Source organism: Mesobacillus selenatarsenatis SF-1 (assembly GCF_000813125.1).
Classification (GTDB): domain Bacteria; phylum Bacillota; class Bacilli; order Bacillales; family Cytobacillaceae; genus Mesobacillus; species Mesobacillus selenatarsenatis.
The window spans coordinates 20,617-38,654 of record NZ_BASE01000031.1 but is presented as its reverse complement, the minus strand read 5'-3'; the positions used below and the strand labels follow the sequence as shown (position 1 = coordinate 38,654).

Here is an 18,038-nt window from a genome sequence, read left to right as displayed (position 1 = left end):
AAAGCGCAAGCGCCTCTTTCAGCCCCGACAAGCGGTGGAGGGCCGACCAGTGAAGTCGTTCTTTGACTTCATTGGGCGGACCGAAGCGACTCGAGGGGCTAGGCGCTGGAGCTGGATTAAGAAAACTTCCTGAAGTTATCCACACCTCAATAACTTTTAAATTCCTTAACGATTAAAAAAGAGTTTACCCTGCTGGTAAACTCTTTTTCCCTACTTTGCTGAATAAAAGCACAGGTCAATTTGTATCAATCATTTGTAAATTTACTGTTGGAAGCTGAATATTGTGTTCAACAAAGATGGCCGCGACCATATGTCTTAATTTACTTTCAATCTTTTCTTTGATTTCAAAGTTAACGACCGGTATTTCAATCAGGAACTCCATAGCCTTGCTATGAAAATCAATAAAACGAATATCAGGTTCCGGAGAATCTAGGATGCCATCTTCATTTTCCTTAATTTCATTAACTGCTTGTTCAAGCAGAGCCTGTACCATATGAGTATCTGTCCCAAAAGCGACACTCACCTTTACCTGAGCCATCATTCTTGCACTGGTTCGGTTCTTGACGATCTGTTCGATAAAATACTGGTTAGGAACAATCAGTGTCCCTTCCTTTGCAGTTCGGATGATTGTGGATCTTAAGCGTATTTTTTCAACACGCCCGACCTTATCATTGATTTGAATGATTTCCCCTACTTCAATCGGTCTTTCAAACAAAATGATTATACCGGATACAAAGTTACCAGCAACATTCCTCATGCCAAAACCAATACCAATGCCAAGAACACCAAAAACTGCTCCTATCGCAGTCAGGTTGATCCCTACACTTGTTAAACTTACAGCAAGGGCTGCAAACATAACAGTATAGTAAATGATTTGATTAAAAGTATAGCCTAATCCCCTGTCCACCCCATAGTAATCGTATACAGAGGACAAAATATACTTATTGAATAGCTTAACTAACCTGTGAGCCAGCGAAACGATAAGGAATGCTATGACAATCAGCAGGATTGTCACCTTTACTTCCCCATGGGTATATAGCGGCTCAAATAACAATTCATTCTTTGAGAAGGTTAATAAGAGCAAAATGATGATTCCATAAAAAGTTACCCAGTCCGCAAGCGAATCGATTATCGGCAGAGATTTTTGAAAAAATCTTGAATCTTTGGCAGCCGAAAACTTAGCAACCCTTTTTATCAGCCAATTTCCTACAATAATAATTACTAAAAATACAGCAAGTCTTATAATATCCTCGCGTGAAATGTCCCTAATAAAAGTATCTACCATGTGAACCACCTGCAATTCCAATATATCTGTCTATTCCTGTAAAACAAGCGAATTAAACTTAACAGGTATACAAAAACAGACCCACTCCTTTATAGAATGGGTCTGTTTTTGTATAAAAATTCAATTAAACTAAATCAACATTATGGTATACCTGCTGGACATCCTCTAAATCTTCCAGTGCATCGACTAGCTTCTCGAATTGTTCCTGCGATTCTGGGTCCAGAGCAACTTCATTCTGAGGCAGCATTGTCAGTTCAGCAACAGTAAAATCTGTAATCCCTGAATTCCTGAATGCCTCCTGGATTGCGTGGAATTGTTCAGGCTCACCATAAATAATGATGGATTCATCTTCTTCAAGGATATCGCGTGCATCAACATCCGCTTCCATCAATATTTCCAATGCCTCATCAGCAGACTTTCCTTCAAATCCAATTACTGCAGTTTTGTCGAACATATAAGATACGGATCCTGCTACTCCCATATTGCCGCCGTTCTTTCCGAAAGCAGCGCGTACATTGGATGCAGTACGGTTTACATTGTTCGTAAGTGCATCAACAATTACCATGGAGCCATTAGGGCCAAATCCTTCGTAACGAAGCTCTTGATAATTTTCTTCAGCTCCGCCCTTGGCTTTTTCGATCGCGCGGTCAATAATTACTCGTGGCACATTATATGTCTTTGCTCTTTCGAGGACGAATTTCAGCGCCTGGTTGGATTCTGGATTTGGTTCACCCTGTCTGGCTGCAACATAAATCTCAAGCGCGAATTTAGAATAAACCCTGCTTGTATTTGCATCCTTGGACGCTTTCTTCTCTTTAATGTTGTTCCATTTACGACCCATAAATTCCACTCTCTTTCAACTTATATCAGATAGCTGCAATGTTTATACATGTAGCAGCTGCTGCTCACAGATAATATTATACCTTAAATGGAAGATTTGTTAAGAGGTTAGTATACACCGAGAGAGCAAAGGGGATGTCCCCCCGCTGCTAAAGTATTTCTCCAGCAATCAGTTCATAAGATTTTATTCGGTCCTCTGGTGAATATGTGATAGTTAGAATCATTATTTCATCAGCGTTATACTTCTTATGCAAATCAAGCAATCTCTCTTTTACCTGCTTTGGATCCCCTATAATCATTTTCCGCTTCATGTCTTCCACAGTTTTATAATCTTCTTCCTCAAGCTTGTATTCCTTTGCGTCTTCAATAGAAGGTACACCGGATGAACCTTCTCCGTTTCCCTGCTGGATGCTCCATATAAGTGAGCTTAATGCAATTTCTTCCGCCTGTTCAGTGGTTTTAGCGCAAATGGCCGAAACCGTCAAAATGGTTTGCGGAGATTTTATGCTTCCTGGCTTGAAAGAGTCATAGTAAACTTGCAAAATGTCTTGAGGATCCTTATCGCTCATAAATAATCCGAACGCATAAGCTATTCCGTAATCAGCCGCGAGCCTTGCGCTTTTTTCACTCGTGCCGAGAAGCCAGGGTTCTGGACGGACATCTGGTAAGGGAGCTGCCTTTATTTTTGCTAATTCGCTTCCTTCTGGGTGTTCATGATTAACAAAATGAAGCAATTCTTTCAATGATTCTGGAAGTTTCCAAACGTTTTGCAGGAAGTTGTCTGACAAAGCATTGGTGACCTCTGCAGAGCCGCCTGGGGCCCGGCCGATTCCGACATCAATCCGGCCTGGGAACAATGTTGCAAGCAAATTATAAAGCTCGGCCACTTTGTAAGGTTTGTAGTGTGGAAGCAATACAGCGCCCGAGCCTATTCGGATTTTGCTTGTCCTTGCGCCAATATACGGAAGCATCACTTCAGGTGCAGGACAGGCAAGCCCCGGGATATCGTGGTGCTCAGCAATCCAGAAACGCGTATAGCCCAAATTTTCGGCAGTCTGTGCAAGCAAAACAGATTCTTCCAGAGCCTCTTTGGCTGTCTGGTTCGCTGAGATTGGGGCCTGGTCAAGGATACTTAATTTCATTTCTTACTCCTTTACTTCTAATAAGGTTAATTGAAAGGTACCGACCTGTCCGCTTTCATATAAATTCGTAACAGAGGTCGAGTACTCGACAATTTTTCCTCTAAAGGTTATTTCTTTAGCAGGAAGGTGTACATCAAATTCGCCTTTATATAATAATGTGGTGACATTATGATAGTCTTCGCTTGTAACAGGAAAATGCGCTGCAATTCGCCTTTGTCCGCCAGTATTGTCCATTTCAAAATGACTGATTAAAATTGTTTCTCCATCTAAAATAATTCTGTCAACCAAAATATCCACTCCTATACACTTGCTGAATTACATTTTATCACTCATGAACTTTAAATAAAAAATGCCTGCCCTAAGTGGACAGGCTGTACCGACTCGTTATATTTTTGCAAGATAATCTTTCATCACCTTAACAAGCTCTTCAGGCTGTTCATACATGCTCATATGGCCGGCATTTTGAATGACTTTCTTCTCAATATTATCTCTCGATACAGTAAATGTTTTTTCAGGAGGGATAATTTGATCCTGTTCACCAGCAATCAAGAGCACAGGAAGGTCCGTTTCCTCTAACACTTTACTCCGTTCTGGTCGATCCTTCATCGCCATCAAGGCGCTGACAAGGCCTTCCACCTTGGTCATCATGCCAATTTTGACTGTCTCTTCGATTTCCTTCGCATTCACTTCTGTATTTTCAGGAGAAAAGAGCTTCCTGGAAAGTCCTTCGATAAATGCTCCAGCTCCCTCTTCCTGAATCTTCTTTGCATTGTTTTCCCGGGCTTCCTTCGCTTCTTCTGAATCCGGATTGGTTGTTGAGTGTACCAAAGAGAAAGCTTTTAAGTACTGTGGGTATAACTCGGCAAATGCCAGGGTGATATATCCGCCCAGTGAATGACCGAACATTGTTACCTTATCCAACCCTAGCTGATCCAATAATTCTTTAATTGTACTGGCCATATCCTGAATGGAATATCTGTCCTTCCCCATGCCTGACTCTCCGTGTCCAGGAAGGTCGAGTGCGATGACTCTATACTCGTTGGCCAATTCGGGAATGATTTTATCCCAATAGTGCTTGCTGCCGGCAAATCCATGTATGAGGAGGATTGGATTTCCTTTGCCTTGATCATAAAAACTTACTTCCGTACTACCAGTTCTTACCTTCTTTGAGTCCATATCTTCCGCTCCTATCGTTCAGTATATTTATTATATTCCCCCAATCTCGTTTATTAATCTATCGCTATAATCGATAGGCTGATATTTCCACAGCTATAAAGGTGTATTCTCTGTTACAATTTTGAGGTTGATAAAACACAGGAGGATACCCTTATGAAAAAACGTTTTCTGCCTCTGATGATCGTTTTACTCACCTTCATGGGCGGTTTTATATCTGGAACATTATATTCGAATACGCAAAAAACTAAAACAATCACAACTAGTGCAGAAGCAGCACATTCAACCAAAACACCTGGAGTTAAGAAAGAATCACAATTGAAAGAGCAAGAATCAAAGGTTTTAATTGGCTATGTCCAGGATTTCAGGAAACCGGACGAGATCGATTACAAAAGCCTGACACATGTGATTTTTTCCTTTGCACATCCAAACTCGGATGGCAGCCTGTTAATGAATGGAGATCATGCTGTCAAAAATTTAAGAGCGATTGTTACTAATGCGCAAAAACACGATACGAAGGTTATGCTGGCAATCGGCGGCTGGTACCATATCAATGGCGGGGAATCTTATGACTATTTCAAGGCAGCAATCTCAAACCCTGCTTCAAGAAAAAAACTAGTTCACGAGCTTGTTAGCTTTGCAGAAAAAGAAAAGCTAGATGGCATAGATATCGACTTTGAGCATCCTCGCTCAGCAGAAGATGCTCAATATCTGGCTGTTTTTGCAAAAGAATTAAGTGAACAATTGAAACCAAAAGGTAAGGAACTGTCCATCGCAGTAAATGCCAAGGTGCACAGCGTGACAGGGACTGAAATTCACTCTGTCGTGTTTGAGCCATCTATGTTCAAGTACTTTGATCATGTCAATTTGATGGCTTATGATGGCCAATGGGATGGAGAGTATAATGCTGCGAACCTATCACCTTACTCTTATTCTGCTAATATAGTGGCGTACTGGACAGCCCTTTTTGACAAGCATGGATTTTCAAGGGAGAAACTAGTCCTGGGTGTGCCGCTATATGCACAGCCTGAGGATCCTTCGGTCAAACAGGTCTCATACGAAGCTCTTATCAATCATCATCCTGCAAATACCGGAAAGGACCAGGTCGAAATGAATGGGACAACATACCATTATAATGGCCATTCCACATTGAAAAAGAAAACCTATCTTGCACTCTCCCAACAGCTGGGCGGCATGATGCTATGGGAAGCAGGTCTAGATGCTAAAGGGAATCACAGTGCCACGGCTTTAATCTCAGGGGAATTAAAAAAACAGGAAGATCCTCGATACTATACCCGGAAATAAACAAGGAAGCCGCTATTGGCTTCCTTTTCTTTATGGGCCTATTGGACACCGTTTAGTTACTGCATGAATAAGTTAGCAGTAAAGAACTAAACGGTGGTGAACTGATGAATGAGATTACCAACTATTTTGTCCGGACCGGTCATTAGAAGGGTCGACCCTTCTACTATATATATTTGGATTGCTTTAAGCCGTCAGATTGAAATCGATGCTCAATTATTCCAGATTGATATTACTGGTACAGACGAAGAGAACAAGTATATTCTTTTAGATATCCATACTGAAACCAAAGTGTTTAAAGCTGGAGAGCAGTTATTTATATATTTGGTTAAAATCTCTCCCGCCGATTCGAATTTCCCTCCCTGCACCCTCCTTGGTTATGATTTAATTTTTAAAAGAGGACGATTTGTTAATAATCTAGGTAGCTATAACCTGCTCAATCCTGATAGTCCTCGTTCAATCGTATACGGAGATCTTAAATATCCTTCGTTTTATTTAAACCATGAAAACGAGCCTACAAACTTGCTGTATGGCTCCTGCCGAAAGCCGCATGGACAGGGTGATGATGCCTTATTTGCTGCAGACGTGCTCGTAGAAAATAAACATCTTGATCTTTTAGAGAGACCTAATGCCTTATTTTTAATGGGAGACCAGATTTATGCTGATGATGTTGCAGACCCGCTTTTTCCCATCCTGACTGAACTTGGCAAGGGATTGATTGGTGATAGCGAAATCGGCAAATTACATGAGCTCCTGCCAGAGAACTTATATACCCAACTACACCAGGTGAATGGACGGCAATTCCTGATCAAGCATCTTGCCAACTTTTCTACCAGGAAGGGCGATAATCATCTGATCACTTTGGGTGAATATGCAGCCATTTATTTATTCAGCTGGAGCCCGGAAATTTGGGATTACATCCATGAGAATGAGCTGCTTCTTTCCTTTCAGCAATTACAGGAAAAAAATAAACTTCACTTTAAGTTGGATAAAGATGAAAAGACGAGATTGAAGGAATTGTCGATGTTGGAAGCAAGGTATGATGAGCAAATCGAGAATATAAGGGACTTTGTCGTCTCCCTGTCTGCGGCAAGGCGTTTGATGGCTAACACGCCTACCTACATGATCTTTGATGACCATGACATGACAGATGATTGGAATATATCCGAAAAGTGGACTTCTTCAGTCAGAGAATCCTCTTTGGGAAAGCATATCATAGGCAACGGTCTTACAGCCTACTGGCTATTCCAGGGGTGGGGTAATGAACCGGAAGGATTTGACCAGACATTTTTCCAAAAAGTAAATAGCTATATTGCCTCAACCAGCATTGATTCAGCCAGTTATAATGACGGGTTGAATTATCTATGGAATTATCATTCCTGGCATTTCATCGCTCCTACCGTCCCAAAAACAGTCTTTCTTGATACAAGGACCCAGCGAGAGTTCGATCCTAGACCAAAGGCAATTAAGCTGGGCAGAATGATAGAAGAAACGACGCGCACTCCCCTGTTGATCAGCAAAGAAGGCTGGGAGGCTATTTCTCAAAAATTGATTCAAAGCGGCTGGAAAAGCAAGACTCCCCTGAATATAGTTTCACCAACTCCTTTTTACGGAATGGGATTAATCGAATCCTTTCTCCATAAATATGTATATCCATTCAAAGTATTAGGCTTCCCCGTCCAGACTTCATTTGATTTTGATGGGTGGAAATACAATGGCAAAGGTTTTCATGCGTTTATTAACCAAATTGCCTCATGGGATCCTGCCTACTGTGTTTTGCTTTCCGGCGATGTGCACTTCTCTTCATCCGTGAAATCAGAGGTTCAGTTTCGATCCGGTAAAAAACATTCATTCTATCAATTTACAAGCAGTCCAATTCATAATGAAAGCTTTACTGGATTATGGGGAGCATTGATGAAGTCAGTGCTTTGGCTTAACGCTAGGAAACGGAGAGAACAGTCCCTTTACCGCAGCTGCGGGGATTCTTACACTCTCACCCTTGGAAAGAGTGATGTGAATCCAGATAAAAGACTATTGTGGGAGGAAAAAATAAACTATCATTCTTTTGAAGATGGCAGCGTTGCCGAAACGAAAAACTCAATCGGTTATCTGGAGGTCGAAAAAGGCAAACTGGAGAATACTTTGCTTATGACAGTGGATTACGGCGAAAATGTAGAATGAAACAGGCGATCTCTTTATAAAAAAATGTATGACAGTGTATTCTGACGAAAACTCAAAAGTATCAAATCGTAATCCGCACGAAATAACCCAGGGGATTTCTACCTCTGGGTTTCATTTGATATGTTTTTACGTTTTACAAAAAAAGTAATGTAAAATTGTAAACGATCATTACGCAGTATTGTAAGACAAGATGTACAGGAGTGCTAAGAGCTAATCTCTTCGAATTCTTTAATTTTCTCGAGCCTTTCTACAAGCACCATGCACTTTCTGTCGCCAATTTCATAGATATACATTTTATGGCCGTTTTCCTTCAGGAGCTTCTTGAATTGGATTTCGCCTGATAAGTCATATCCGTTTGCTAAATCCGAAATTTTCTTTAGTATTTGCTCCCTGCTTGGTTCGTTAGTAGATGCTATTTTAATAGGTATCGGAATCCCCTTTATTTTAAAGGTGACAAGGACGACGCTTTCCAATTGAATCAACTCCTTTCAAAAACAATTCGACAAACTCGTTTAATTTCCTTCTATTTACAAGTTTTTTTACTAATGCCTTTACAATATAAAACTAAAAAAGGAGCGAGGCTTAAACCTCCCTCCTCCTCATTATTCTTCTTCATTCATCATTTCATCAAATGCTGAAGATACCTTTTCAAATTCATCATCAGATTCAATTGCTTCAAAATCTCCATCTTCGTCTACTTTCAAGAAAAAGATATCAATATCCTCTTCCGTTTCTGTTTGAAGATCTTCAACAAAGCTGACTGCTGCATAGTCAGTGCCTTCAATCGTTAACGTACCGATCACCTCGACCTCTTGTTCCACATCATTCTCGTCACTAATTGTAAATACTTCGCCAACTTCAAGTTTTTCCATCGGTTGTACCTCCTGTCTTTTTTTTATACAAAGCATAGTATCTCAAAACTATGTAATCCACATTCTGTTTAAGACTAAGTTAAAAAGAAGTTTTTAGCCAGTATAAAGCCTAATTACCTGATAAAAAAGATGCTATTTTGTCTTTGTTATCTTGAAAAACCTGCCGTCCCAGAAACTTTAGTTCTGCCATATTAGTAAAATCATCAAAAGGGACTTCTTCTGATAGCTCTGTATTCAGTCTGAGGTAATGATCGCCTAACAAAAGCCTACAGTGATAAGAAACTGATTCAGAGGATAAATCCATCGCCAGATCCAATAATTTTGGCGTAACCTTTAAAGTTGGAAAATGGAAAGGCAGCCATTGCCGGATGCCCCAATACTTTTCCTCACCTATGGAAAAATCGATATTCTGTTGGCCAGTTCCAATCGATAGTATATGGATGTCGGCTAAGTCGGTTTTAAAGTGGTGCAGGGCTTCCGTCACACAAACCAACGATGGATTATTAGCCCATAGTCCTCCATCGATCGATAAATATTGATTATTTACATTATTGGGTGGAAAGTAGATTGGCGCAGAACAAGACGATAATACAGCATCCCACAACTTTATCGATAGTTCATTTTCGGACGAATAACCAAAGTCAGTTCGATGGACATAAGGTTTTCCATGGGTTATATCAACAGCTGGTATCAACAAAGGCTTATCGATATCACCAAGAGTAATTTCCTTGAAGGCCTGTTTTAACAGCCGACGTAAATACCTGTCACTATAAACACTCTTGAAAAGACCAATCTTGGCTTTTCGCACAAAAATCTTTTCACCATAAGTTTCGTACCTGCCCATCACCTCTTCCATCGATGTGTTCAAAGCAGCTGAAGCAGCAATGATTGATCCTGTACTTGTGCCTGAGATCACATCAAAGAGTTCACCCACAGGCTTTCCAAACTCTTCCTCTATCGCTTGCAGGATAGCAATCGGGAAAATGCCTCTTATACCGCCACCATCGATGCATAACATTTTCATGAAATTCCCCCGATTCTTCCTTAATGATCTCATTCTTCCCATTCCACCGGGACAATATAATCAAACCGAATAAGCAAAAAAGAAGAGCTGCCCATTGAGAAGGCAGCTCTTCTGGAAAATACAACTTATGATACTTTATCCTTTTCATGGTTGAAGGAATATTCTTCTTCCCAAAACTCAGCATTTTTGATGCCAAGTTTTTTGGAATTGAAGACTGGATCAAGTCCTTGCTTTTTCTGTTCCTCATAGTCCTTTAAGGCAATCAAGGCTGGTTTCGCCAGAAGAACTATGGCTATCAGGTTCAGCCATACCATCAATCCCAGACCAGCATCTCCAAGTGCCCATGCCAATGACGCTTCTTTTACCGCTCCATAGAAGACCGCGCCAAGGATGACAATTTTGAGGATGAACATTGGCACCTTGCCGTTTCTTCCTCTAAGAAGATAAGCAATATTCGTCTCAGCCATATAATAGTAAGCCATGATTGTTGTGAAAGCGAAGAAAAATAGTGCTACAGCAACGAATTCTGCACCGAATCCAGGAAGAACCGCATCAACTGCAGCCTGTGTATATCCTGGACCTGCTTCCACTCCCTTAAGGTTTTCGACAATGAATGCTCCGTCAGCACCAACGGTATTGAACATTCCTGTGAATAGGATCATGAATGCTGTTGCGGAACAAACGAATAGTGTGTCGATGTATACAGAGAATGCCTGGACCAGACCTTGTTTAGCCGGGTGTGAAACCTCTGCAGCAGCAGCTGCGTGTGGACCAGTACCCTGACCAGCTTCATTGGAATAAATACCGCGTTTAACACCCCATGCAATCGCGCTGCCAAGAATACCGCCAAACATTGAGTCAGCACCGAAAGCGCTTTTGAAAATCAAGGAGAAAACGGCAGGAACTTCTGAGATATTCATTCCGATAATGACTAGGGCGACAAGGATGTAACCAACAGCCATAAATGGAACTGTATATTGCGCGACAGTCGCGATCCTTTTTACGCCTCCGAAAATGATTAAAGCCAAAAGTGCGATTACGACAAAACCTGTCACTGACTTGCTAACGCCAAAAGCATTCTCAAGACCAAGTGCAATCGAGTTGGACTGAATTCCTGGCATTAATAGTGACATTGCCAGCAAAGCAGCTATGGCAAACGCAATCGCGAACCATTTGATTCCAAGACCTTTTTCGATGTAGTAAGCAGGACCGCCTCGGTAGAGACCATCTTGCTTTACTTTGTAGATTTGGGCTAGTGTCGATTCTACGAACGCACTTCCTGCCCCGATAAACGCAATCGTCCACATCCAGAAAACCGCACCAGGACCGCCCATTGCTATAGCCGTGGCAGTACCTGCGATATTACCTGTTCCGACCCGGCCTGATAAAGCGATAGATAAGGCCTGAAAAGATGAAACGCCAGCATCGGAACTTCTTCCTGTGAACATAAGTTTAACCATGTCTTTCAGGAGTCTAACTTGCAGAAAACGTGTCAGGATAGAGAAAAGCAAGCCGATACCCAGAATGATGTAAATGACCGGGTTGCTCCACAAAATCCCATTGAGCCAAGAAACAAATGCTTCCAAATGAATCCCCCTTTACAGATTTGATTTCTTTCTATTTTGAATTATAAGACAATTTAACTCAAAGGACAATCAAAATGTGATATTTAACAGCAAACAATTTATATAACTGTATAAAAACAAGGGATCGAGTATTTATTTTGTTGGTTTCCCGCAACCTGTACCGGGTTTATATGGGTTCTGTTCGGGTGTGATTCCCTTGCTTCCATCAAAACCTGACAGAAGTTGCACCTTGTTCTGACAGGTTTTCGCTGGTTTGCTCTAAAGCTGTCCGAAGTTGCTCCATGTTTGGACAGCTATTCGCTGATTACCATCAAATCTGTCAGAAGTTGCTCCAAATTCGGACAGGTTTTCGCGCTATCTCCTTCACACCTGTCCAAAGCTAGCCATAAACAAAAACAAAGCGAGAGACGACTGTCTCCCGCTTTGTTTCTTAATGTCCACTCTTCTCTCGTAAAATCGGAAGTGTACAGCAGCGGAATGAACCACCGGACTTTATGATCTCTGTTATATCCACTTCAATTACTTCGAATCCCTTACTTCTTAATTGTTCATTAACTCCTTTATTTACTGGCAAGCTGAGGATTCTTTTGTAGCCGATACAGAGCACATTCGTTCCAAGTGTGAATTGTTCCTCTTCGCTAACATCTATTAGGTCATACCTTGAACTGAACAGATTAATATCTTCCTCTGTCAATGCTGGTCGATAGATTAATGCGACTTTTGGGGAAACGACATTGAAAACACAGTCAAGGTGCAAGTACTCTGCTTTAAAGGGAACGGCTTTAACTTCAAAGTTTGGAAGCAATCCTTGTAAATGATCTGCTGCTTGTTGGTTGGTTCGGTTACTCAAGCCAACATATATAGTGTCTTGATCGATGACTACATCCCCTCCCTCGATCTGATCACCAATTAAATTATAATAGGATATTCCCTCATCCTCGAGCCACTGTTTCAGGACGTTCTCCTCGCCCTTTCGCACATCGCTAGCCATATCCGCAACAAATATGGTTTGGCCGAGTGTAAACCCGATATCCCTCGTAAAAACTTGCTCAGGGTATTTTTTATGGTATGGAAGAAGGATAACCTCCACCTCGTAGTTTTTCAAAGTATTCACGAATTCATTGTGCTGTTCCAAGGCAACTTCTATATGTATGCCTTCATCCTTGAAATGTTTCTGAGTTTCATTAATTACATCCCGTATTGTCATATACTGCGGGCTACAAAGAATGACTTTCTTAAGTACGTCATATTCATTTATGACATACCCTCTATTTTCGGGCTGCATATTCTGTTCCATCCTCATTCCTCCTTTATGTACAAATCACTTTAGGTTTTCCGGATTTTACTTTAATCATAACTTCACCTTGAAAAAATCCTGTCAGATATCCTGACGAACCTGCTGACTTTTTTGCAAGAATTCTTTACGCTTATGAAAATTCACAACCGTTTCAGGAAATGAGGAGATGAATGTGGAAAGACAGAATACTTCTGATTTGGCACAATTGATTATCATGCTTGATCTTTTTCGGGATGAATTGTATGAAGAACTTTTGAAAAGACATGGAAAGCACGCTGTAGAAATATTACGTGCTGCTCAAAATGAAACTTTTTAAGGAGGGATTCCCTGTGTCCTTGCATTTGCGTACTGCCGTAGAAAAACTAAAGGACCATTATATCCAGCATCTGATCAAATCAAACATTACAAATGAAAGCGAAGAAGAATTAAGAAAATTAACATTGACTGAACTTAAAAATTTAATTAATGGATATTAACGGTTTTTATTATACAAATTAATAGTCATGTAAGGAAATATGACATATAATATTTAAAACTGTTAAAAAGCGTGGTGTATGAATTGGCTGCAGACCCATCCTCCTTTAAAGAAAAGAAAGTAATAACTATAGGTATTGTCAGTGAGCTGACCGGACTTTCTGAACGACAAATACGATATTATGAAGAAAGGAAATTAGTCTTTCCGGAGCGAACCCCTGGTGGAAGCAGAAGATATTCATTCGTAGATGTCGAACAATTAGTGGAGATTGCCAACAAAATTGAAGATGGCGTCCAGACTTATGAGATCCGGCAGGAAATGATTAAGGAAAAGAAAAAACATAAAGACGAGGCACATAAGAAAATGATACAAGGACAATTGAACGCTCGATTCGGCGTCCGAAAATATTAAACTATAAAACCTTCATAATGGAGGTTTTTTCTTTTTTGAAAAAATCATGTTAGGTTTTCTTACACAAACGTAGATTGATTAAAAAATACATGCGAGAATACAAACTACATTCACAATTTGAAAGGGGAAGAAAAAAATGGATACGTTATTTTTAATGAATAGCCTATGGGTTATGATTTCCGCGGTTTTGGTTATTTTGATGATTGGAGGTTTCATCCTGCTTGAAACAGGATCAACACGAATGAAGAACGCCGGCCACATTGCAGGAAAAACTATTCTTACCTTTGGGATCTCATCAATCGTTTTCTGGGCTGTAGGTTATGGACTTATTTTTGGAGAAGGTAACTCGATACTGGGTTTTTCGGACTTCTTCTATTCTGGTTACGATGTAGAGGGCTTAGGACTTTCAGGTGCTGTATTCTTTCTATTCCAGCTGGCATTCGCCGGGATTTCCTTAACGATTGCCTTTGGCGGATTTGCTGAGAGAGCAAAATTATCTGTATATCTTGTCTTTGCACTTCTATTCTCAGTTTTAGTTTATCCGTTCATTGCCCATTGGATTTGGGGCGGCGGCTGGCTTGCAGAACATGGAAAACAGGATTTCGCTGGTTCAACTGTAGTCCACCTCACTGGAGCAATGGCGGCACTGGCAGCGACCATCCTCCTGAAACCGCGTATTGGCAAATTTAATAAAGACGGTTCAGCTAATAATATCGAAGGCCATAATCAGGTTTTCACAGCATTGAGCGTATTGTTACTATGGGTTGGCTGGTTCGGATTTAATGCAGGAAGCACCGTTTCTGTTGATGGAGCATTCTTTGGGTTTGTTGCTCTCAACACGAATCTTGCGGCAGCTGCTGGTACAGTTGCAGCCATGCTCATCTCTTGGATTGTTTTAGGCAAAGCGGATGTTCCAATGATGCTGAACGGAGCGCTCGCAGGTCTTGTGGCCATTACCGCATCCTGTGCTTTTGTTGATACTTGGGCATCGGTCATCATCGGGCTGATTGCCGGCATCCTTGTTTTCTACAGTATTCGCTTCTTTGAAAGCAAAAAGATAGATGATCCTATCTTTGCGCTATCAGTACACGGTACGGCGGGTGTTTGGGGAACTCTATCAACAGGATTCTTTGCAACCCCTGAGCTAGCCACAGTAGGAAACCCAGGATTATTTTATGGCGGCGGCCTTGAACAGCTGGGAGTTCAGGCACTGGGAGTTGTTGCCTCAGGTGCTTTCGCTTTCATTGTATCTTTTATCATCCTATCGATTATGAAGGTAACAATGAAGGGCTTGAGGGTAACGGAAGAGGAAGAAATCATCGGGCTGGATATTAGTGAACATGGTAGCTACGGGTATCCGGAATTGGTCAATAAAGAAGCAGCTGTAAAGGGATCAATTGAAATCCCCTCAACAGGCAATGTTCCTTTAAGTTCACAGCGACCATCTGTCAATTAATGTTAGAGGTAATTAAGCGGCGGCCCCTATTGTGGGCCAGCCGTGTTTTGATGAATGGAGAAAGGAGGCCGTCCGCCTTATGAACTTGAGTCATGATTCAAATATTAATGGAATAAGAGTCAAAAGGCTGTCTGACGCATCTTTTAGCAATGAACAATTAAACCACTTTCATGATTTCATCTATGATCAAGTCTTAACTGCTGCATTATGCAAAGTCTCAAAAGAATATGGGAATCCCCCTTCCCCATTCTCTTTCTTCGTCATGGGCAGTGCTGGTCGAATGGAGCAATCTATTTGGAGTGACCAGGACCACGGATTGGTTTTCACACTAAAAACAGATGAAGCACAGGAGTACTTTTTAAAGTTAGGAAAAGAGATTTCCGAAGGATTAGAGATCGCTGGCTATAAAAAATGTTCAGGTTCTGTTATGGCCAGCAATCCATTGTGGTGTAAATCAATGGAAGATTGGGAGGCACAACTTGGACTTTGGGTTGGTGAATCTACATGGGAGTCAATCCGCTATTTGCTCATATTCGCAGATGCCAGGTCGATCCACGGCAATCCTGGCCTGGTAAGCAGATTGAAAGAAAAAGCCTTTGATGAAGTTAAAAGAGAGCATTTGCTGTTAAGAATGCTTGATAACACAATGTATATGAAAAAAGGGGTCGGAGTACTTGGCCAGCTGCTTGTAGAAACTCATGGTGCCTATACTGGATCTATTAATCTTAAGGAAACAGCATTTCTCCCCTTTGTGAATGCAGCAAGGTTGTTATCATTTTACGGAGGGATAAAAGAAACTCCCACACTCTCTCGTATCAGCCTTGTATCTGACGTCATGATGCCAGATCAAGATAAATCTTTGTACAGCAAGAATTTCTCTGCACTGCTTGACTATCGCCTTAAACATGGATGCAACAGGGATTATGACTCCGGCCACTACGTAAATACGAGCAAGCTCACTAAAGATGAAAAGAAATCATTGAAGGAAATTCTTAAAGTTGGTGAACAATTTTATGAACATGTCCGGAGGATGCTTGAGAGGATGTAAGTTTTATGGGGATGAATGATATGGTTCGTTTCTTTCGACAAATGACCGGGAAGCTTGGGTCGCACATCTATGCAGGAATGCCCCCTCACTCAAATCCGCAGCAAATGTCTTTTTTAAGGCAGCTGCAAAAAGAAATGAAGGAAGGAAATAGCCTCGACTGTCCGTTGGAAGAATTGCCAGTCGTCGTTTTTGACCTCGAGACAACAGGCTTTTATCCAGAAAAAGGCGATGGGATTATCTCAATAGGAGCTGTCAAAGTAATTGGTTCCAGGATACTAGATGATGAGGTTTTCTACTCTTTAATCAACCCTGAAATTCCTGTACCTACTAATGTCCTTACACTGACTTCTATTACTGAGAAAGAGCTCATGGCTGCCCCGAAAACTTCAGAAGTGCTGATAGAATTTTTAAATTTTATTGGCAGCTCAGTACTGGTAGCTCACCATGCCAAACATGAGCTAGCCTTTATGAAGAAATTTACAAGCAGCCATTTACGCTTTAATTTTGAACACAGAGTGATAGATACTTCATTTTTAATAAAATTATTCCAGCCTGTTGTCAGTTCCCTGCCTTTGGAACAAATTTGCATTGAGTGCGGAATTGAAGTAAACGATAGGCATCATGCATTGTCAGATGCTAAAATGGCAGCAAATCTTTGGACTTTCTATCTAAAAAAAGCCCGTGAGCAGGACTACCGGAATTTGCGGGAGGTATATGAATACTTATCCTTAATAAGGTAACCTTGTTCCACGCACCCCTCCCCAAACTCCCTTTCTTAAATGTCTTTATACGATTTATCTCAAATCATTTTATTTTGATTACCGAAAGATAATTGTTACTATTGAATTGTATAACCGCTGGGAAAAGTAAAAATGCTAATCCTGGCAGTTAATATTATTCGATGAAGGAAGATGAAAAATGACCGACAACAAACGTTTAAATGATATAAAATATTCCGTGCTCGACTTGGCTCCGATTCTTGAAGGTGGCACAGCAGCAGATGCGTTCAAAAACACACTGGATCTTGCCCAACATGCTGAAAAATGGGGCTATAACCGCTATTGGTTAGCAGAACATCATAACATGCCTGGCATAGCAAGTTCCGCTACATCGGTTGTCATCGGCCACGTTGCTGCTGGTACATCCTCTATTAGGGTTGGTTCAGGCGGTATTATGCTCCCAAACCATGCTCCGCTAGTGATAGCTGAACAATTCGGTACACTTGAATCTCTCTTCCCGGGGCGAATTGACCTTGGTCTTGGTCGCGCTCCAGGAACTGACCAGGTAACGGCATATGCATTACGTCGTGAACGTCGCAGTGATGGTCAGGATTTCCCTGAGCAATTGGATGAACTTCGCGCATATTTCAATCCAGAGCTCGATTCTCAATATCGAAGTGTCAAGGCGGTCCCCGGAGAAGGATTGAATATTCCCATCTGGTTATTAGGATCAAGTGGCTATAGTGCTCAGCTTGCAGGACAACTAGGTTTGCCGTTTTCATTTGCCAGCCACTTCTCACCTGAAAATACTTTAGGTGCACTAAAGCTTTACCGAAGGAGTTTCCAGCCTTCAGAAGTATTGCAAGAGCCTTACGCGATGGTCGGTGTTAACGTGATTGCTGCCGAAACCGATGAAGAAGCAGAATTCCTGGCAACATCGATGCAGCAGCAGTTCCTTAACTTGTTCAGGAATAATCCAAGTCCATTGCTGCCTCCTGTCAAGAACCTGGAAAACCAGCTAAGTGAGTATGAAAAAATGCTGCTGGGCAGCCGTATCGGATCATCTATCGTAGGCAGCCCTGAAACCATCAAAATAAAGCTGCAGCAATTCCTGGATGAAACACAGGCAGACGAAATGATTGTCAACGCGCAAATTTTTGACCATAAAGCAAGATTGAAATCATTCGAAATCGTTTCTGATATTTTTAAAGGATAGAAAAAATAGTT

Annotated in this window: 19 protein-coding genes; 9 read left to right on the top strand and 10 right to left on the bottom strand. The window is 41.3% G+C overall.

Annotation, left to right across the window (positions count from 1 at the left end; genetic code table 11):
- Window positions 1-235 precede the first annotated feature (235 nt).
- The 5 genes from TY49_RS07190 to TY49_RS07170 all read right to left on the bottom strand — a co-directional run bounded on the left by TY49_RS07190 (window position 236) and on the right by TY49_RS07170 (window position 4,443).
- Window positions 236-1,285 carry a mechanosensitive ion channel family protein gene (locus TY49_RS07190; protein ID WP_041965228.1) on the bottom strand — a complete coding sequence of 350 codons (1,050 nt, stop codon included), beginning with the start codon at window positions 1,283-1,285 and terminating at the stop codon, window positions 236-238.
- Between the two features lie 124 nt (window positions 1,286-1,409).
- Window positions 1,410-2,126, bottom strand: a complete 717-nt coding sequence (locus tag TY49_RS07185; protein WP_041965227.1) for a YebC/PmpR family DNA-binding transcriptional regulator — start codon at window positions 2,124-2,126, stop codon at window positions 1,410-1,412.
- Window positions 2,127-2,274: 148 nt separating this feature from the next.
- Window positions 2,275-3,267, bottom strand: coding sequence for an LLM class flavin-dependent oxidoreductase (locus TY49_RS07180; protein WP_041965226.1), 993 nt, complete (start codon window positions 3,265-3,267; stop codon window positions 2,275-2,277).
- Between the two features lie 3 nt (window positions 3,268-3,270).
- Entirely contained in the window at window positions 3,271-3,564 is a 294-nt protein-coding gene (locus TY49_RS07175) for a DUF3219 family protein (protein WP_232310404.1), read from the bottom strand.
- 87 nt (window positions 3,565-3,651) lie between these two features.
- Complete coding sequence (locus tag TY49_RS07170; protein WP_041965224.1) at window positions 3,652-4,443, bottom strand: alpha/beta fold hydrolase; 792 nt, start codon at window positions 4,441-4,443, stop codon at window positions 3,652-3,654.
- Window positions 4,444-4,596: 153 nt separating this feature from the next.
- Here TY49_RS07170 and TY49_RS07165 point away from each other — a divergent pair, with 153 nt between their 5' ends.
- Window positions 4,597-5,745 (top strand): glycoside hydrolase family 18 protein, encoded by a 1,149-nt coding sequence (locus tag TY49_RS07165; RefSeq protein WP_041965223.1) that lies wholly within the window; start codon window positions 4,597-4,599, stop codon window positions 5,743-5,745.
- A gap of 108 nt (window positions 5,746-5,853) precedes the next feature.
- A complete protein-coding gene (locus TY49_RS07160; protein WP_041965222.1) occupies window positions 5,854-7,923 on the top strand; it encodes a metallophosphoesterase family protein in 2,070 nt (689 codons plus the stop codon).
- 203 nt (window positions 7,924-8,126) lie between these two features.
- Here TY49_RS07160 and TY49_RS07155 read toward each other — a convergent pair whose 3' ends face one another.
- From TY49_RS07155 to TY49_RS07135, 5 genes are all read right to left on the bottom strand, one after another.
- Window positions 8,127-8,396, bottom strand: a complete 270-nt coding sequence (locus tag TY49_RS07155; protein WP_041965221.1) for a hypothetical protein — start codon at window positions 8,394-8,396, stop codon at window positions 8,127-8,129.
- A gap of 129 nt (window positions 8,397-8,525) precedes the next feature.
- Window positions 8,526-8,795 (bottom strand): DUF1292 domain-containing protein, encoded by a 270-nt coding sequence (locus tag TY49_RS07150; RefSeq protein WP_041965220.1) that lies wholly within the window; start codon window positions 8,793-8,795, stop codon window positions 8,526-8,528.
- 109 nt (window positions 8,796-8,904) lie between these two features.
- Window positions 8,905-9,819 carry a CBASS cGAMP-activated phospholipase gene (locus TY49_RS07145; RefSeq protein ID WP_041965219.1) on the bottom strand — a complete coding sequence of 305 codons (915 nt, stop codon included), beginning with the start codon at window positions 9,817-9,819 and terminating at the stop codon, window positions 8,905-8,907.
- A 125-nt stretch (window positions 9,820-9,944) separates the two neighbouring features.
- The gene (locus TY49_RS07140; RefSeq protein ID WP_041965218.1) at window positions 9,945-11,405 is read right to left on the bottom strand and encodes an alanine/glycine:cation symporter family protein; all 1,461 of its coding nucleotides are present in this window, start codon (window positions 11,403-11,405) and stop codon (window positions 9,945-9,947) included.
- 430 nt (window positions 11,406-11,835) lie between these two features.
- Complete coding sequence (locus TY49_RS07135; protein WP_232310403.1) at window positions 11,836-12,702, bottom strand: dimethylarginine dimethylaminohydrolase family protein; 867 nt, start codon at window positions 12,700-12,702, stop codon at window positions 11,836-11,838.
- A gap of 172 nt (window positions 12,703-12,874) precedes the next feature.
- On the opposite strand from TY49_RS07135, the gene ykzB reads away from it, so the two are divergent.
- From ykzB to TY49_RS07110, 7 genes are all read left to right on the top strand, one after another.
- Entirely contained in the window at window positions 12,875-13,018 is a 144-nt protein-coding gene (ykzB, locus tag TY49_RS24935; protein ID WP_198135599.1) for a protein YkzB, read from the top strand.
- Window positions 13,019-13,031: 13 nt separating this feature from the next.
- A complete protein-coding gene (locus tag TY49_RS24205; protein WP_156972623.1) occupies window positions 13,032-13,178 on the top strand; it encodes a Fur-regulated basic protein FbpA in 147 nt (48 codons plus the stop codon).
- Window positions 13,179-13,261: 83 nt separating this feature from the next.
- A complete protein-coding gene (locus TY49_RS07130) occupies window positions 13,262-13,588 on the top strand; it encodes a MerR family transcriptional regulator (protein ID WP_041965217.1) in 327 nt (108 codons plus the stop codon).
- A gap of 136 nt (window positions 13,589-13,724) precedes the next feature.
- Window positions 13,725-15,044: an ammonium transporter gene (locus tag TY49_RS07125; RefSeq protein WP_084135413.1), complete on the top strand. Its 1,320-nt coding sequence runs from the start codon at window positions 13,725-13,727 to the stop codon at window positions 15,042-15,044.
- A gap of 79 nt (window positions 15,045-15,123) precedes the next feature.
- Window positions 15,124-16,092, top strand: coding sequence for a DUF294 nucleotidyltransferase-like domain-containing protein (locus TY49_RS07120; RefSeq protein ID WP_084135412.1), 969 nt, complete (start codon window positions 15,124-15,126; stop codon window positions 16,090-16,092).
- Window positions 16,093-16,097: 5 nt separating this feature from the next.
- A complete protein-coding gene (locus TY49_RS07115) occupies window positions 16,098-16,832 on the top strand; it encodes an exonuclease domain-containing protein (RefSeq protein ID WP_041965216.1) in 735 nt (244 codons plus the stop codon).
- 178 nt (window positions 16,833-17,010) lie between these two features.
- Window positions 17,011-18,027 (top strand): LLM class flavin-dependent oxidoreductase, encoded by a 1,017-nt coding sequence (locus TY49_RS07110; RefSeq protein WP_041965215.1) that lies wholly within the window; start codon window positions 17,011-17,013, stop codon window positions 18,025-18,027.
- Window positions 18,028-18,038: the final 11 nt, after the last annotated feature.

Excerpts from the sequence above, each read along its gene's own strand:
- TY49_RS07170 (WP_041965224.1), bottom strand. The coding sequence starts at position 4,443 with ATGGACTCAAAGAAGGTAAGAACTGGTAGTACGGAAGTAAGTTTTTAT.
- TY49_RS07110 (WP_041965215.1), top strand. The coding sequence starts at position 17,011 with ATGACCGACAACAAACGTTTAAATGATATAAAATATTCCGTGCTCGAC.
- TY49_RS07160 (WP_041965222.1), top strand. The coding sequence starts at position 5,854 with ATGAGATTACCAACTATTTTGTCCGGACCGGTCATTAGAAGGGTCGAC.
- TY49_RS07125 (WP_084135413.1), top strand. The coding sequence starts at position 13,725 with ATGGATACGTTATTTTTAATGAATAGCCTATGGGTTATGATTTCCGCG.
- TY49_RS07185 (WP_041965227.1), bottom strand. The coding sequence starts at position 2,126 with ATGGGTCGTAAATGGAACAACATTAAAGAGAAGAAAGCGTCCAAGGAT.
- TY49_RS07120 (WP_084135412.1), top strand. The coding sequence starts at position 15,124 with ATGAACTTGAGTCATGATTCAAATATTAATGGAATAAGAGTCAAAAGG.
- TY49_RS07115 (WP_041965216.1), top strand. The coding sequence starts at position 16,098 with ATGGGGATGAATGATATGGTTCGTTTCTTTCGACAAATGACCGGGAAG.
- TY49_RS07150 (WP_041965220.1), bottom strand. The coding sequence starts at position 8,795 with ATGGAAAAACTTGAAGTTGGCGAAGTATTTACAATTAGTGACGAGAAT.
- TY49_RS07135 (WP_232310403.1), bottom strand. The coding sequence starts at position 12,702 with ATGGAACAGAATATGCAGCCCGAAAATAGAGGGTATGTCATAAATGAA.
- TY49_RS07180 (WP_041965226.1), bottom strand. The coding sequence starts at position 3,267 with ATGAAATTAAGTATCCTTGACCAGGCCCCAATCTCAGCGAACCAGACA.
- TY49_RS07145 (WP_041965219.1), bottom strand. The coding sequence starts at position 9,819 with ATGAAAATGTTATGCATCGATGGTGGCGGTATAAGAGGCATTTTCCCG.
- TY49_RS07190 (WP_041965228.1), bottom strand. The coding sequence starts at position 1,285 with ATGGTAGATACTTTTATTAGGGACATTTCACGCGAGGATATTATAAGA.
- TY49_RS07165 (WP_041965223.1), top strand. The coding sequence starts at position 4,597 with ATGAAAAAACGTTTTCTGCCTCTGATGATCGTTTTACTCACCTTCATG.